Origin of the sequence: Streptomyces cucumeris (genome assembly GCF_024295805.1) — a bacterium.
Lineage (GTDB): Bacteria > Actinomycetota > Actinomycetes > Streptomycetales > Streptomycetaceae > Streptomyces > Streptomyces cucumeris.
This window is the reverse complement of sequence record NZ_JANCLX010000010.1, coordinates 170,461-186,234: the sequence shown is the minus strand read 5'-3', so window position 1 is coordinate 186,234 and position 15,774 is coordinate 170,461. Positions and strand designations below refer to the sequence as shown.

Below are 15,774 nucleotides of genomic sequence, written 5' to 3'. Positions count from 1 at the left end.
GGCGTTCACGGATACTCTTACCCTTTGTGGGACGTCAAGGTAAGGAACGGGCCGGATTATCGGGTGCGAGGCGGCGGCGGACCGGCACGCTGCTCGCTGTCGGCATGGCGGTGCTGACCGTCCTGCTGACCACCTGCACCGGCTGGCCGGGCGGGGGAGAGACACCGCGCGGGACGGCGTCGGCCGACGACAGATCCGCCGCGCCGGGCCTCGGCTGGGGATTCACCCATACCCAGTACAGCGCGGACCAGGGCACCGCGCGGGGCGTACGGACGGCCGAGAAGACCCTCTCCGACCGCCGGATGCCGCAGAACCAGCACCTCATGGGCTGGGGCGCGGGCAACCCCGAGCCGTCGCCCGGCCGCTATGACTTCGCCGACCTCGACCGGCGGGTCGCCCTGATGCGCCGCACCGGCACCGAGCCCGTGCTCACCCTGTGCTGCGCCCCCGACTGGATGAAGGGCGGCTCCCCGGGCCGCACCGACTGGTCGCAGAAGTCGCTGGAGACCGCGCCGAGCCCCGCCCACTACAAGGACTTCGCCAAGCTGGCCGGAAAGGTCGCCGCACGCTATCCGGACGTCCGGCACTTCATCGTCTGGAACGAGTTCAAGGGTTTCTACGACGAGTCCAAGCGGCGCTGGAACTACGAGGGCTACACCCGGCTGTACAACCTGGTCTACCGCGAGCTGAAGAAGCGGAACGCGAAGAACCTGGTCGGCGGCCCGTATGTGGTCGCCGACAGCGATCCGCCCGGGGACTCCGAAGGTCCGGCCGAGGTGCGAGGGGTGTGGGGCAGCCTCGACCCCCGGTCGGTGGCCGCGATCCGGTACTGGAACCGGCACAAGGCCGGTGCCGACTTCGTGGTGGTGGACGGCTCCAGCTACACCCGTGAGGGCGACCGGCTGATCCCGGACGCTTTCCGCGCCACGGAGAAGTTCACCGATGTCACCCGCTGGCTGCGGGAGACCACCGGACTGCCGGTGTGGTGGGCCGAGTGGTACGTCGAACCGGCCGGAGCCGGCGACCGGCGGGACGGCTGGAGCGAGCGGCGCCGTATCGCGGTGCAGGCCACCGCGCTGATGCGGCTGGCCGACGGCGGCGCCGGGACCGCCTTCTACTGGAACCCCCAGCGGCGCGGCTCGGGCTGCCCCGGCTGTCTGTGGCGCAGCACCGAACTGGCCGACGGCGGCACCCCGCTGCCGATGCTGAAGCTGCTGGGCCGGTTCGCCAGGGAGTTCCCGCCCGGCACCGCCTTCCGCACGGTCGACATCGCCGCCGACGGCCGGGAGAAGCTCCAGGTCCTCGCCGACGACCACGCCGTGCTGGTGGTCAACACCCGTGACCGCCCGGTGAAGGCCAGGGTGGACGGGCGCTCGTTCGACCTCGGCGGGTACGGGGTGCGCTGGCTGAAGCGGTAGGCGCCGGGCCTGGAGCCATGAGGTCATGACATCGTCAGGAACCGCTGCACCAGGGACGCCAGCACCACGCCCAGCAGCGGCAGCGCGAACCAGAACGAACCCTGCATCCAGCGCAGCCGCCGGACGCTCGGCTCCACCCCCACCCGCACCACCTCCCGCGCGGCCAGCAGCACCAGAAGTGCCACCGCCGCCAGCGCCCCCAGCACCGACCACGGCGTCCAGGTGATCAGTGGCCCGGCCGGGCCCGGCGCGGGCTCGGCCACCGCTCCGCGCGGTGGCCGCTTCAGCTCGTACAGCGAGGTGTCCTCGTTGGACAGCACCCGGCGCAGTTCGGGGCGGCCGTCGAGGGAGCGCGCCAGCCGCCGCTGCCAGTCCGCGGGGTAGCCCGAGTCCATATGGAGATAGACCGACTGACCGCGGCCCAGCATCAGATACGACCGCGGACCGGCCTCCCGCAGCGCCCGGACCAGGGAGTCGACCCGGGACGGATCGAGCGGGGCCAGGGTGGGGACGTAGTCGACCCGCTCCATGTCCCGCTCACCCCACGGCATGGCCGGGGTGACGTTGTTGACGGTGTCGTTGCTCATCCACAGCACCCGTACCGTCGGGCGGTCATGGGCGTAGAGGTACTCCATCGCCGCGACCTCGCCCGGCCGCACCCGCTCGAAGGTCTCATTGCCCCAGCGGGCCACCAGGAAGCCGGACATCAGGGTCAGCCCCGCCAGCAGGGCCGCCAGCGGACCGAGCCGCCCCCGGTCCCGCAGCCGGGGGAACAGCCCCAGCGCGGCCAGGGCGCAGGCACCCGGCAGCGCGAACAGGAAGACCCGCAGCGCCATCTCCCCGCCGTACGACTGCATCCCGAAACCCAGGAACGGTACGAAGGTCAGCACCAGCAGCGAACGCTCCGCGAACCCCGCCCACCGCCGCCGCAGCACCCCCCAGCAGGCGAAGGCCAGCACCCCGCCGGCCAGCGCCACCCGGGTGTAGAGGACCAGTTTGTGCACACTGCTGCCGCCCTCGATCCGGCCGGAGACGGAGGACGAGACATTGCCGCCCACCCCGCCCATCCCGCCGAAGAGCTCGTCGAAATGGCCCGACCAGTACGGTTCGGCGAGCCACCCCACCCAGACCACCACCATGACCCCGCACAGCAGCGGCAGTCCGTACAGCTCGGAGCGGCGCAGCAGCACCAGCGCGCCGACCACGCCGAGCATCACGAACGGCGTCAGCTGATGGGCCGCCACCGACGCCGTGAACAGCACCAGCAACAGCCCCAGCAGCGCCACCCGCTGCCCTGGGGAGGCCCCGGCCACCTCGGTCTCACCCGGCCGCAGCCTGCCGCGCAGCACCCGGGGCTCACGGAACCACACCAGCAGAACGGCCACGAAGACCAGGTAGAAGAGATAGGTGAAGCCCTGCGGGGAGAAGTAGTCCTGGCCCACCCAGCCGCTCAGGGCGAACAGCCAGACCGCCGTCCACTTCGCCCGCCAGCTCCCGCGCACCGCCCGCATCAGCACCATCAGCGGTGCCAGGTAGAGCAACTGGATCAGCGTCGGCCACCAGCGCAGCAGTTCACCGAAGTCCGTCACCCCACAGGCGCCCGCCAGGAACTGGGCGCCCGCGAAGAAACCGGGCCAGCTCCAGCGCGCGTCCAGATCGGGCACCGCGTCCCCGGTACGCCCGATGTAGTCCATGAACCCCAGGTGCTGCCAGGCGGTCGGGAACCGCGGCTGCGCCTCCAGTACGGCGGGCACCGCGTGCAGTGAGACCACGGTGGCCAGCAGGGTGACGGTCAGCAGCGCCCGGTGCGGCCGCTCCAGCCACAGTCCGCCCGCGAAGACGGCGACGAGCAGCGCGGCCCCGGCGAGGGTCGCGGGAGGCAGCACCGACACCAGGCCGAGCCCCCCCATCGCGTCCAGTTCGGCGTCGCCCATACCGGTCAGCGGCAGCCAGTAGAGGGCCAGCGCGGCGATCAGCAGCCCCCACAGCAGCGCCCCGGCGGTCCGCGCGCGGCGGACACCCCCGGCTGTTCCGGCCTCGGCCGGCAGGGGCGAGCCGCTCGCATGGGCCGGCAGCGGTGCGCCCCCCGGGCCCGTCCCGCCCGAACCGCTGCTGGCCTGCGAGGCGTTCCCGGCCGGGCCCCGGACGGGAACGGGGTTCCGGTGCGCCGTCGCGTCCGCGCCCCGCTCCGCCGGGTCGCCGTCCGGACCCCGGCGGGTGTCCGGGCGCCGCTCGGGGTGGTCGAGGTCCGTCCGCACCCCGAGGGCGAGGGTGTCGGTGTCCAGTGCGGCGCGCAGCGCCCAGCGGGTGCCGTAGGGCTCGTCGTGCCCGCCGAGGATCCGCCTGCCGCCGCGGTCGCCCCGCACGGCCAGGTCGGCCAGATCGCCGTCGGGCGCGGTGGCCGTCTCGGCGGCCGGGCCCGGGGCGGCCGGGGCCGCGGGCGCGGCGGTGACCACCCGGCGGAGCCGCACCGCCGCGATCCCCGCGATGACCGCCAGGCTGGAGATCTCCGCGACCCCCGCCCCGGTCAGCCCCATCCGCGGCAGCAGCAGCAAGGTGAGCCCCAGCACCAGTACGCACAACAGGCCCTGGAGATAGGCGAGTCCTGAGGTACGGCTCTGCGCCCGCAGCACCGCGAAGTACACCTCGATGACCACGCGCAGCGCCGCCCCCACCGCGAACCACCGCAGCAGCGGCGCGGCGGCGTCCGCGTAACCGTCCCCGAACACCCCCAGGATCTGCGGGGCGAAGACGAACAGCACCAGGCAGACCGGGATCATGATCCGGGCCATCCGGCGCAGCGCGGCCCGGCAGTTCTCCGCGAGCCGGGCCGGGTCGTGCGCGCCCTCCACGGTCAGCGAGGCGCCCATGTTGATGGCCAGCAGATTGGTGGTGCCGCCGATGATGGTGGTGATGTAGAAGTACGCGTTGTCCTCCGCGCTCACCTGCGAGGCCACGATGACCGGCACCGCGTAGACCACGGCCAGCGAGAACAGCGAGCCGGTGCAGTCCCCGGCGAGGAAACGCCCCATCTCCCGCAGCGACGCCGGACGCGCGGTGTCCTTGGTCGTCCGCGTATGACGGGGCACCAGACGGCGGAAGACCAGCCAGCCCAGCGGCAGTACGGACACCGCGATGGCGGCGACCCAGGACACGAACACCCCGGCCGTCGGGATCGCCGCGGCCAGCGCGATGAGCAGCAGCAGCTTCGCCGCCGAGAACACCGCGTTGCCCACCGGCACCCAGAACGCGCTGCGCAGCCCGGTCAGTACCCCGTCCTGGAGGGTCAGCAGCGACCAGGCGACCACCGCCGCGATGAAACCGAGCCCGTGCAGCGGGCCGTGCAGGAAGCGGTACGACGGCCCCCAGGCGTTGAGCGTCAGCAGGAAGACCACCGCCGCGACCGCGACCACCGCCGAACTCACCGTGTACGTGGTGAGGACCAGCCGCCCGGTGGTCCGCCCCGCGACCGGGATGAACCGGGCCAGCGCACCGGTCAGGGTCACCGCGGTCAGCCCCGCGACGAGCTTCATCGCGGCGATGGCCGCCGACCCCTGGCCGACCGCGTCCTCCGCGTAGTAGCGGGCCGCCGCCAGCCAGAAGCCGAGGCCGAGGACGGCCGAGATGCCCGTGTTGAGCATCAGCGCGTAGGCGTTGCGGAAGAGCTGGTCGCGCGTCCCCCGCGGGGCGGCGGGAGCCTCGGCGGCCGTCCCCCGCTCCTCGGCCCGGGTGGTCGTGTCGGACACGGGCTTACGTCACCTTTCCGAGTACCTGACGTGATCTGCGGACCAGTGCGTATCCCTTGGTCAGGGCCCGGTCCCCGGCGAAGTGGCGGCCGAGTGCCCGGCCGCTGACGAGCTGCTGGAACTCCTCGATGCGGGTGGTGCGGCGCACCGTGACGCGGCGCAGGGCGTACGGCCCCTGGCGCCGGGTCGCCAGCGCGTTCCCCACCGCGAGGGACACCCCGAACCCGGCCGAGCGCACCGCGTGTCGCACCCGGCGGCTGGAGTAGCCGTACGGATAGGCGAACGACACCGGCACGCGGCCCAGTTCGGCGGCGATGATCTCCCGGCAGCGGGTCACCTCGAACCACAGCCGGGCATCGGAGAGCTGGTCCAGCTGGGGGTGGGTGTGGCTGTGGCCGCCGATCTCCACCCCGGCCGCGGCCAGTTCCCGCACCTGCGACCAGTCCAGCATCAGGTCGAGCGCGCCCTCGGTCTCGTAGCGGCCGCGCAGCCAGCCGGTGGAGGCGAACAGCGTGGCCGGGAAACCGTGGTGGGCGAGGGCGGGGAGGGCGTAGCGGTGCACGCCCTCGTAGCCGTCGTCGAAGGTGATCAGCACCGGGTTCGGTGGCAGCGGGCCGCGCCCGCGCCAGGCGGCGGCCAGCCGTTCGCAGGTCAACGGGGTGAAGCCGTGTCTGCCGAGCAGATCCATCTGCTCGGCGAACGCACCCGGTGCGACGGAGAGCCCGTGGGTGGCCCGCGCGGGGGAGTGGGCCACCGCGTGGTACATGAGGATGGGCACCGGCCCGCGGCCGCTCATGCCGCCCCCTCGCCCCGGGACTCCGGGCGCCCGCCGCCGGACACCCCGTCCGTCCCCTCCCGCGCGGCGGCCCCGCCCCTGGCTGCGGCAGCCGTGTCGCCCGGTGCGGAGGCGGTGTTCTCCGGCATGGCGAGTGCGCGGTCCGGACCGGCGGACGTGACTTCCGGCGTGGCGGGTCGTCCCGCGAAGGTGGTGTGGGCCTCCCGCGCGGCGGGGGGTGTGGCGCCCGCCGCCGCGGGGCCGCTCTCCGGTACCGAGTACGACCCCACCGGTGCGGCGGACACCCCCTCCGCCGCCGCGGGGATGGTGAAGCGCGGGCCGCCGCCCCGGCGGGCACGGGCGCTGCCGATCACATAGCCACCGGTGGCCGCCGCCACCCCCGCCACGATGGCGGCCGCCCGGCCGGCCCCACCCGCCCGGCCGAGCAGCGCGTCCCGCACCCCGCGGGCGACCCCCGCGGGCAGCACCCGCGTGGTGTAGCGGCGCTCGGCCGACAGCCCGTCCTGTGCCCCCACACTGCGGGCCACCAGCGCCTTGGAGAGCCCCTCGGCGTAGGCGCGGCTGCGGAAGTAGGCGAACCGCTCCCGCGCGGCGGGCACCTTGTGGTGGATCACCGCGCGGTCGTCGATCAGCAGCACCGCGTCCGGGCGGGCGCGGGTGAGCCGGATGCACAGCTCGGTCTCCTCGCAGCCCAGCGGACGCTTGTCGCCGTCCCGGCCGATTCCGGTGGCGAATCCCCCGGCCAGGGCGAACGCTTCCCTGCGGAACGAGGCGTTGCCGCCCAGGACGTTGCGCACCCGGACCCGGCCCGGCGGCAGCCCCCGGTACGTACAGCCGACGACCCAGTCGAACTCCTCCGGGAACCAGACCGGGCGGCGGCGCGAGGCCCACCGGGGGACCGTACGCCCGCCGACCGCCATCACCCGCGGATCGTCGTACCCGGCGGCGAAGTGGCGCAGCCAGTCCCGCTCGGCGACGGCGTCGTCGTCGAGGAAGGCGATCACCTCACCGCCGGACGCGGCGATCCCGGTGTTGCGGCCCGAGGACAGGCCGCGGGGGCCCGCGTTGGCGAGCACCCGCACCTCCTGCCCCGCGTCCGCGCCGCCGGACCGCCCGCCACCGTCCGCTCCACCGCGTCCGTAGTGGTCCGTGAGCCGCCGCAGCAGCCGCGGGTTGTGGTCGACCACCAGGAGCGTTTCCAGGGCGGGCAGGGACTGGTCCCGCACCGAGGCCACCGCGGCGAGGATGTCGTCCCAGCGGTCCTCGGTGTAGACGCAGATCACCACGGAGATCCGCACCGGTGGTGTGCGAACCGTCAAGACACCTCCCCCCGGACCGCCGCGGTGGCCATCGCCGGGCGGCGCGGCCGCCGGACCCCGCGCTCGGCGAGGATCACCTTGAGCACCCGGAGCCCGTCGCGGACGGCCCGCAGATTGCTGACACCGTGGATCCGCTCGTACTCATGGCTGGGGATCTCCTGGACCCGCAGCCCCGCCTTCACCACGCGGATGTTCATCAGCGTCTCGACCTCGAACCCGGCGCAGTCGAGCGCGATCTCATCGAGGCAACTGCGCCAGAAGGCGTTGTACCCGTAGCAGAGATCGGTGTAGCGGGCGCCGAACTTCCGGTTGACGAAGGCGGTGAGCGCACGGTTGCCCAGTTTGCGGATCGGCGTCATGTCGTCGGTGCCGCCGCCGTTGGCGAACCGGGACCCCTTGGCGAAGTCCGCGCCCGAGACCAGTGCCGAGACATAGCTGACGATCTCGGCACCGTCGGCCGAACCGTCGGCGTCGACCATCACCACGATCTCTCCGGTGCAGGCCGCGAATCCGGTGATGAGGGCATCTCCCTTGCCCTTTCCGGACTGCGCCACGACTTTGACGTCCGGCCACAGTTCGCGGGCCACCCGGACCGTGTCATCGGTGGAATTACCATCCACCAGGACGACTTCATGGATCCAGTCGGGCAGTGTTTTGAACACGTAGGGAAGATTCTCCGCCTCGTTCATCGCGGGAATCACGACGCTCACCGGTGGCGCAATCGCGAGATGCGATGAAACCGGTCGGTATCGATGCGGTCCGGACAACGGAACGACATCCGATTCGGCCGGGCGCACAAAGGAGCTCATGAGTCTGTATTTCCCTCTCGTCCGGTGGACCGTCCGCCCGGGCGGTCCTTTGGTGTATCCGGTTCGAAAGGGGGGTCCTCACCCGCCCATGACAGCATGGACTGTTCTACGGGCCGGGCAAGCTGGCTGGTGTTGCTGGCCTCGCGGCACGCGACTCGGCACGCCCCGGCGCACACCGGGACGGACGATCGCGGCACCCCCCTACCGCGCCCCGCACCGGGGACCACCGCGGCGGCCAGACCCTCCCCAGGGGCCGCCTCATATGGTGATCCGTTTCCGCTGCGAGTGTTTCCACGACGGTATTGACGCCGAAACTCTAGGGCATATCCGTTGTGCCGACACCTCCTTCGGGAATGTTGTTCATCATTTCGTGCCTCATTTCTTCGACCGGATGCCCCCCACCTGCTTCAGCAACCGGTCGGCCGGTCCGAACAGCTCCGGCCGGGAGAGCACCGTATTGCGCAGCGCCCGCACCGGGGCACGGTGTGCCCGATGCCCGAACGCCACCGGGTGACGGCGCGCCACCCACCCTTCCGACACACGGAGGTCGCGTGTTTTCAGGGAGTCCTTGTAGTCCTTCTCGCCGCGCCCCAGATCGAGATATGCGACACCCTGCCCAGCGGCACCTTCCGCCATGCGCAGATGCAGCACAAGTCCGGGCGAGAATTTGGCATATGCCGGGTCGTACGCCGGGAACCAGCAGGCGAGTACCCGATCCGAACGCAGTCCGAAATGCGCGGCCACCGGTTTCCCGTCCGCGTAGAGCACCGAGAGCAGCCCTTCGAAGGAGGCCCGGCGGGTGTGGAACAACTGCTGCACCAGCCGGACGATCCAGGGGTGGGCGAACCGGTCGCTCCGCCCGGTCCTGCGGTACTGCGCGGACTTCCAGCCGATCAGTGTGCGCAGCACGGCCGGGTCGCGCTCGTCGTGGACGTAGACCACCTCGGCGTGGTCCCGGTCCAGTCTGCGGGCCTTGGCCAGGGTGGAGCGGGTGAACTTCGGTGAACGGGAGCGCAGTTCGGCGAGATACGCCTCGTACCCCCGGTCCACGTCGATCACGGGGGAGGGGAACTCGCCCCGGACCCCCGCCGTGAACGGGCGCTGCCCCTCGACCAGGTGGTCGAACTCCCACAGCGACAGCCCGCAGGCCCGCATCAGCTCCCGCGGGTCCCACCGGAAGCCGGGGCGGTGCACCACGCCCTGGGCGTCCGACAGGCCCAGGCCGATCGCCCGTCCCACCCCGAACCGGGTCCGCTGGAAGGGGAAGAAGGCCACCGGCTCGCCCTCCTCGCGCACCACCGCGATCCGCACACCGCGGCGGCAGCGGCCGACGGCGAGGGTGAACTCCGGTGCCAGGAAGGGGTTCGCCAGCTCCGGTGAGCCGAGCAGATGGGCCTTCGACTGCAGGGCGGTCCAGGCCTCCCGGTCGGCTGCCGTCAGCTCACCCGGGCGGTATACGCCGATCTCCACGTGTCATTCCTGACTTCTCGTCGTACGGCCTGCCCGGCCCGTCGCACCCCGGGGCCGGCGGGCGACCCGCGTCCCGGTGAGGATCAGCAGGCTCAGACACCCGACCGCCAGCACCCCGCCCCGCACCGACCAGAGGTGCAGCGCGAGCATGGCCTGGGCGACCAGCAGATCGAGCGCCAGCGCGCCCGTGACCGCCAGCACGCAGCGGGCGACGGTGTCAAGGCCGCGCAATGCGCCGCCCACCGCCATCGCGGGTGCCACCACGAGAAAGAAGAGCGTGAACGGCGCGCGCAGCGGCGAGTCGACATCGGCGAGCGCCAGTGCGGCCCCCACCCCTCCGATGCCCACGACAACCCCTGCGATCACCGGCAGGTACTCCGCACCCACCGGTCTCTTGCCAGTGATGGTCTGCATTGGCGACTTGCCCCCCGAAGCGCCGGATGCCGGGCTTCAATGTCGCGTACTCAACGGAGGCGCGTCAAGACGGAGAGTAGGTACGAACGCGCCACGGGAGCGCGAATGGTTGAGCACTCACCAAGGTGCTGTGCGCCGTGTGCGCCCGGTGTGCGCCTGGGGGCGCCCGGGGTCAACCCCCCTTCTGACCGCAAGAATCTTGCCAACTACGCGCATGGATCGGCCCGTTCGACGGCATGACATAGCCATGTCATGTCGTCGAAACATGTGCGGGCGGCGTGACTGACGGTTTCGAACGCTTTTGCCCCCGCCCGGGGTGATCGCGCCTCACATCGGCACAGCAGAGACCCTGCTAGGGAGATCGAATGAAACTGTCCAGACTCACGGCGGCCGTTGGAGCGTTCGCCGTAAGCGCCGTCCTCGCCCTCACCGGGGCCGGCACCGCCCACGCGAGCGAGAACAGCGCGGGCCCCGCCTATGTGGCGCTGGGTGACTCCTACTCATCCGGCGTCGGCACGGGCAGCTATGACAGCTCCAGCGGCGGCTGCAAGCGCAGCAGCAAGGCCTACCCCGCGCTCTGGGCCGCCTCTCACTCCCCCTCCAGCTTCAACTTCACCGCCTGCTCCGGTGCCAAGACCGCCGACGTCCTCAACAACCAGCTCGGACCGCTCAACTCCGGCACCGGCCTGGTCAGCATCAGCATCGGTGGCAATGACGCCGGGTTCGCCGACGTCATGACCACCTGTGTGCTGCCCGGCGAGAGCGCATGCCTCAGCAAGATCGCCAGCGCTCGTACCTTCGCCCAGAACACCCTGCCGGGCAGGCTGGACCAGGTGTACAACGCGATCAGCGCCAAGTCCCCCTCCGCCCACGTGGTCGTCCTGGGCTACCCGCGCTTCTACAAGCTCAACGGCTCCTGCATCCTGGGGCTGACCGAGGCCGAGCGCTCCGCCATCAACGGGGCGGCCGACCTCCTCAACTCCATCACCGCCAAGCGCGCCGCCGACCACGGCTACAGCTTCGCCGATGTCACCAGCCGCTTCTCCGGCCATGAGATCTGCTCCGGCAGCGCCTGGCTGAACAGCCTCACCTGGCCCATCGACGACTCGTACCACCCCAACGCCGCCGGACACTCCGGCGGTTACCTCCCCGCCTTCGCCGCGGCCGTCTGATCCCTCTCAGCCACCCTCGGACGAGGGTGACGCGGAGGCCGAAGAGGAGGCCCCGTCCGTCGGGGCCTCCTCGCACACCACGGTGAACGACACCTTCCGGGACGTGACCGCGTCCTGGCCCCGGGTCTCCACCGCGATCCAGTCCTTCCGGGCCCCGGGCGCCGCCTCCGTATGGCGCACCGTCCGGGACGACCCCGTCGCACCACCGGTGAACTCCAGCTTCTTCCAGCCCGGATCGGCCACCTCACCGCTTCCGGTGATCCAGCGGTACTCCACGGTCGTGGGCGCGCGGTTCACCGTCACGGTCGCGGTGAAGGAGGGCGCCTCGCCCTCCGGCGGCGGACACGCCCCCTGGTAACTGCCGCGCGCCGCCTTCACGATGATCGTGATGGTCAGCGACGGCCGCTCCGTGGACGAGGCGCCGTCCGCCGGACGCGAGGCCGTGGCTTCCTTCCCCGCGTCGTCATCGGACGCGGGACGGTCCGGGTCCTGAGCGGCCGGGGCCGTGCTGTGCGAACTCCCGCCGCCGCTGGGTGTGGTGCCCCCGTCGCCCCCGCCGTCGTCCAGCAGCGCCCAGGTCACCCCGCCCAGCGCCACCCCGGCCAGCAGCGCCCCCACCACCAGCGCGGCCGCCGCGCCCCGCGACCGGTGGTCCGGCCGCGGCGCGTCATCGGACCGCGGCGGCGGGACGGGCGCGGAGGGCTTGACGGAGGCGAGGCGGAACGGCGCGGTGTCCGGGCCGTCCGGGTCGGAGCCCGCCGACGCCGGTACGGGCGCGGAAACGGGCACCGACACCGGGCCGGACGAGGGCCGGGGCGTACCGCCCGCCGCCACCAGCCGCAGCAGCCGCTCCGCCTCCGCCGCCGCGAGCCGCCGCCCCGGATCCTTGTGCAGCAGCCCCTCCAGAACGGGGGTGAGCGGACCCGCGCGGCGCGGCTCCGGCAACGACGCGTCCACCACCGCCCGCAGGGTGCTCAACGGGGTGTCCTGGCGGAACGGCGAGACCCCCTCGACCGCCGCGTACAGCAGCACGCCCAGCGACCACAGATCGGCGCCGGGGCCCGGCGGTTCGCCGAGGGCCCGCTCGGGCGCCAGGAACTCCGGCGAGCCCACCAGTTCCCCGGTCAGCGTCAGCGTCGCCGCGTCTCCCTCGACCGCCGCGATGCCGAAGTCGGTGAGCACCACCCGGCCGTCGTTGGCGATCAGTACGTTGCCGGGCTTGACGTCCCGGTGCAGCACCCCGACCGCATGGGCCGCCCGCAGCGCGGTCAGCACCTCGGCACCGATGAACGCCGCCCGCGCGGGCGGCAGATGGCCCTCCGCGTCCAGGACCTCCGCCAACGACAGTCCGCGCACCAGCTCCATCACGATCCAGGGGCGGCCGTCCTCCAGCGCCACATCATGGACGGTGACCACATTGCGGTGCGAGACCCGCGCGGCCGCCCGGCCCTCGCGCTCCAGCCGGGCGTACAGCCGCCCGATGTCACGGTCGCCGAGCCCGGCCGGGGCGCGGACCTCCTTGATGGCGACCTCGCGGCCGAGCGCCTCGTCGTGCGCCCGCCACACCACACCCATTCCGCCGTGGCCCAGCACGTCCAGAAGGCGGTAACGCCCCCCGGCCACCCGCTCGCCCCGCCGCCCCGCGCCCTCGTCGCCCATGGCCGAGTCCTCCCCCCAACCGAGCAATTCGGGGTGAATGTACCTCAACCGAGCGTAGTTGCCGCCCCCCTGAGCACCAATCCGCATCCGAGGACGAGCACCACGGTGGCCGTGCCCACCGGCGAGGCGCGGTGGAGCGCCGCCAGCAGCCGGTGACCACGGCCCGTGGCCGCCGCGCGGCGCGCCCTCAGCCGCTCCGCGGCCCGGTGGCCGAGCCGCACCACCGTGAACCCGGCGAGCGTCAGGGTCAGCGCCAGGCCGAGCCCGTACGCCAGCACCAGCAGGAAGCCGAACCACGCCTGCCCCAGGGCCGCCGCGCCCACCAGCACGATGACGGCGGAGGGGCTGGGGACGAGCCCCCCGGCGAAGCCGAGCAGCAGGGTGCCGCGGAGGGTGGGCCGCACCTCATGGGTGTGGCTGTGCCCGTCACCGTGGTCATGGGTGTGGGTGTGGGTGTGACTGTGCCCGTGGTCGTGATCGTGCGCGTGGTCATGCGTGTGGTGCTGGTGCTGGTGCTGATGGCTCGACTGGCGCCGTCGGCGCAGCGCCTTGTGCAGCAGCCGTGCCCCGGCCGCCGAGACCAGCACCCCGCTCGCGATGCCCAGCCAGGAGATCACCGAGGGCGCCGCCGCCGAACCGGCCGTGACCAGCAGCCCCAGCGCGAACACCCCCATGGTGTGGGTGATCGTCACCGACGCGCCCAGCGCCACCATGTCGCGCAGCGCGCTGCGCCCGCCGGCCGCGGCGGCCGCGGCCATCATCGTCTTGCCGTGCCCGGGGGCCAGCGCGTGCATCGCGCCCAGTAGTACGGCGGTGGCGAACGCGGTCAGCGCGAAGCCGAAGGTGATGTCATGCCGCGCCACCATCGAGGTCAGCGCCTCGGTCCAGCGGTCGACACCGCGCGGCAGCAACCCCGACGCCACTCCCTTCCGCTCCTCGGCCTCGGGCGCGGCGGCGAGCGCGGGGCCGCCGGGCCGCGCCCGCAGGCTCGCCGAGCGCTGGTCGGGGGGTGAGGAGAGCTGGTCCCCGGGATAACCGGTCAGCCGCCGCGAGGCGGACTTCTGCGGCACATCGGAGCCGGAGAGCGTCATCCGGTCGCCCCGGGCCGTCATCTCCCGCCAGCCGGGGCCGGTGCCGATGTCCTTCGGCCGGTACGAGACGGCCGCCCGCTCCCCGCGCGCCAGGGCGGCGGTCAGACGGCATTCGACACGCAGGGTCGGCAGTCCCGCCTGACCCTTTCGGATGTGACCGGCGGTGTGCGCGGCGCGTACCGGCACCGCGCGCTCGTCCACGGTCAGTCGCGCCCCGCGCGCGGCGCTTGCGCAACGGCGCGCGGCCCAGGTGTTCACCTCACGCCCCGAGAGGGCACCGTCGCCGTCGCGGTCGATCTCCGGTTCCGCCTGGGAGGAGGGGATCTCGGCCAGGTCCTCGACATGGTCGATCCGGAGCTGACCGGGAGCGACCACCAGCCCGTCGTAGCGGTTGACGGTGAAGTTGCCGAGCGGATGCGCCGACGCGCTCCCCGCGGGCAGTACGACCAGCGCCGCGGCGCCCGTCAGCACACCCGCGGCGGCCACCAGGCGGCGGACGCGGTAGCGGAGCCTCATCGGTCACCGTCCAGCGTCTTCAGCGCCGCCTTCGCGGTACGGGAGGCGGTGGGGGAGAAGCCCGGGTTGAGGTCGAGCGCCGCGCGGAGGTGGCGGCGGGCCGCGGCCTTCTCGCCGAGCGACTTCTCGATCATGCCCCGGTGGTAGAGGAACGCCGCGTTGCGGTAGCCGGGTTCGGCGGCGCGTTCGGCGTACCCCAGGGCCTTCTTGTGGTCACCGGTGCGGTGCAGGGCCCATGCGAGGGCGTCGGCGGTGTGCACCGTGCGCCGCCGGTCCCATTCGGCGCGGGCGGCCTTCAGGGCCTCCCCGGCGTCACCGTGGTCGGCGGCGACCAGCGCGCTGTCGAGGTCGGTCGCCACGCCGTTGGCCTTCGCCAGGGTGATCCAGGTGTCCACCACCGCGTACTGGCGGCGGCCCTGGGCGCGGTCGCCGCGCGCTTCGTACGCCTCGCCGAGCGCCGCCAGCTCCGCGGGGAGCGGGAAGCGCCGGACGACCTTCTCCAGATCGCGGATCCCGGCGTCCAGCCGTCCGTCCGCCGTCGCGGTGCGGCCCCGCCCCTCCAGCGCGGGCAGATAGCCGGGGACGGCCTTCAGCGCGGTGTCATAGGCGTCCCGGGCGGTCCCGTACCGGCCCTGGCTCCAGGCGAGCTGGCCGAGCGCGGTGGAGACGTAGGCGATATCGCTGGGCGAGGTCGCGGAGTCCTCGGCGCGCAGCAGCACCTTCCGCGCCTTGTCCGGTTCGCCGCGCAGCTCCAGGACGTAGGCGAGCCGGGTGAAGACGGGGATACCGGGGCGGGTGGCGTCGGCGCGCTCCGCGGCCCGCTGGGCGTCCCGGTAGCGGCCCAGTTCGACCAGGGCGTCGACACGGACCGCCATCGCGCCCTGGCTGTAGGAGTTCACCTCCAGCGCCTTGTCGGCGTCGCGCAGGGCGTCGTGGAAGTCATGGCGGGCGGCGGCGAGCGAGGCACGTCCGGCGAGCGCGACGTCGTTGTCGCGCGGCTGGACGGCCAGGGAGCGGGCGAACGCCTTCTGCGCCTGCGGATAGCGGGTGGGGTCGCCGGTGCCACGGGCCTGTTCGACATAGGCGGAGCCGAGCTGGGCCCAGCCGACCGCGTCCTTCGGCTCGGTGCGCAGATGGCCCTGGAGCGCGGTGATCCGGCCGGGGAGGCCGTCCGCGGTGATCTGCTCGAGCCGGGCCGCGGCGGGCCGGGCGTCACGGGTCGCGGAGGGCCCGTCGCCGGATCCGCCCGGCCCGTCGATCACGACCGAGGCGGCGGTCAGACCCACCGCGAGCGCGCACACGGCCACGGCGGTGCGGGGCGTGTGGGGGAGGAGTGGCCGAAGAGCCATGGTGACTGTTGCCTT

The 15,774-nt window shown here is 72.9% G+C and carries 10 protein-coding genes and 1 pseudogene; 2 read left to right on the top strand and 9 right to left on the bottom strand.

Going from position 1 to position 15,774, the window contains the following annotated elements; genetic code table 11:
- Nucleotides 1–104: 104 nt before the first annotated feature.
- Nucleotides 105–1,418: a xylan 1,4-beta-xylosidase gene (locus NMK44_RS17705; RefSeq protein ID WP_254744266.1), complete on the top strand. Its 1,314-nt coding sequence runs from the start codon at nt 105–107 to the stop codon at nt 1,416–1,418.
- 23 nt (nt 1,419–1,441) lie between these two features.
- On the opposite strand, the gene NMK44_RS17700 is transcribed toward NMK44_RS17705, so the two are convergent.
- The 6 genes and pseudogenes from NMK44_RS17700 to NMK44_RS17675 form a co-directional block, all read right to left on the bottom strand.
- On the bottom strand, nt 1,442–5,164 hold the full coding sequence (locus tag NMK44_RS17700; protein ID WP_254744106.1) for a lipopolysaccharide biosynthesis protein: 3,723 nt from the start codon (nt 5,162–5,164) through the stop codon (nt 1,442–1,444).
- 4 nt (nt 5,165–5,168) lie between these two features.
- Complete coding sequence (locus tag NMK44_RS17695) at nt 5,169–5,960, bottom strand: polysaccharide deacetylase family protein (protein WP_254744104.1); 792 nt, start codon at nt 5,958–5,960, stop codon at nt 5,169–5,171.
- A 308-nt stretch (nt 5,961–6,268) separates the two neighbouring features.
- A pseudogene (locus NMK44_RS17690) lies at nt 6,269–7,279 on the bottom strand (glycosyltransferase family 2 protein); the annotation flags it as partial.
- Nucleotides 7,276–8,088, bottom strand: a complete 813-nt coding sequence (locus NMK44_RS17685) for a glycosyltransferase family 2 protein (protein ID WP_254744103.1) — start codon at nt 8,086–8,088, stop codon at nt 7,276–7,278. The pseudogene NMK44_RS17690 and the gene NMK44_RS17685, both read right to left, overlap by 4 nt.
- A gap of 375 nt (nt 8,089–8,463) precedes the next feature.
- Nucleotides 8,464–9,558 (bottom strand): GNAT family N-acetyltransferase, encoded by a 1,095-nt coding sequence (locus NMK44_RS17680; RefSeq protein WP_254744102.1) that lies wholly within the window; start codon nt 9,556–9,558, stop codon nt 8,464–8,466.
- Nucleotides 9,559–9,561: 3 nt separating this feature from the next.
- Nucleotides 9,562–9,972 carry a hypothetical protein gene (locus tag NMK44_RS17675; RefSeq protein WP_254744101.1) on the bottom strand — a complete coding sequence of 137 codons (411 nt, stop codon included), beginning with the start codon at nt 9,970–9,972 and terminating at the stop codon, nt 9,562–9,564.
- A gap of 365 nt (nt 9,973–10,337) precedes the next feature.
- On the opposite strand from NMK44_RS17675, the gene NMK44_RS17670 reads away from it, so the two are divergent.
- Entirely contained in the window at nt 10,338–11,144 is an 807-nt protein-coding gene (locus NMK44_RS17670; protein WP_254744099.1) for an SGNH/GDSL hydrolase family protein, read from the top strand.
- Nucleotides 11,145–11,150: 6 nt separating this feature from the next.
- Here the strand turns inward: NMK44_RS17670 and NMK44_RS17665 are convergent, their stop codons facing one another.
- From NMK44_RS17665 to NMK44_RS17655, 3 genes are read right to left on the bottom strand one after another with little or no spacing between them, the layout of a single operon-like run.
- On the bottom strand, nt 11,151–12,803 hold the full coding sequence (locus NMK44_RS17665) for a serine/threonine-protein kinase (protein WP_254744097.1): 1,653 nt from the start codon (nt 12,801–12,803) through the stop codon (nt 11,151–11,153).
- 44 nt (nt 12,804–12,847) lie between these two features.
- On the bottom strand, nt 12,848–14,410 hold the full coding sequence (locus NMK44_RS17660) for an urease accessory protein UreH domain-containing protein (RefSeq protein ID WP_254744095.1): 1,563 nt from the start codon (nt 14,408–14,410) through the stop codon (nt 12,848–12,850).
- A complete protein-coding gene (locus NMK44_RS17655; RefSeq protein ID WP_254744093.1) occupies nt 14,407–15,759 on the bottom strand; it encodes a tetratricopeptide repeat protein in 1,353 nt (450 codons plus the stop codon). The genes NMK44_RS17660 and NMK44_RS17655 overlap by 4 nt, the downstream gene beginning before the upstream one ends.
- Nucleotides 15,760–15,774 lie beyond the last annotated feature (15 nt).

Coding starts and splice junctions, on each gene's coding strand:
- NMK44_RS17705 (WP_254744266.1), top strand. CDS start 105: ATGGCGGTGCTGACCGTCCTGCTGACCACCTGCACCGGCTGGCCGGGC.
- NMK44_RS17670 (WP_254744099.1), top strand. CDS start 10,338: ATGAAACTGTCCAGACTCACGGCGGCCGTTGGAGCGTTCGCCGTAAGC.
- NMK44_RS17660 (WP_254744095.1), bottom strand. CDS start 14,410: ATGAGGCTCCGCTACCGCGTCCGCCGCCTGGTGGCCGCCGCGGGTGTG.
- NMK44_RS17665 (WP_254744097.1), bottom strand. CDS start 12,803: ATGGGCGACGAGGGCGCGGGGCGGCGGGGCGAGCGGGTGGCCGGGGGG.
- NMK44_RS17655 (WP_254744093.1), bottom strand. CDS start 15,759: ATGGCTCTTCGGCCACTCCTCCCCCACACGCCCCGCACCGCCGTGGCC.
- NMK44_RS17695 (WP_254744104.1), bottom strand. CDS start 5,960: ATGAGCGGCCGCGGGCCGGTGCCCATCCTCATGTACCACGCGGTGGCC.
- NMK44_RS17675 (WP_254744101.1), bottom strand. CDS start 9,972: ATGCAGACCATCACTGGCAAGAGACCGGTGGGTGCGGAGTACCTGCCG.
- NMK44_RS17685 (WP_254744103.1), bottom strand. CDS start 8,088: ATGAGCTCCTTTGTGCGCCCGGCCGAATCGGATGTCGTTCCGTTGTCC.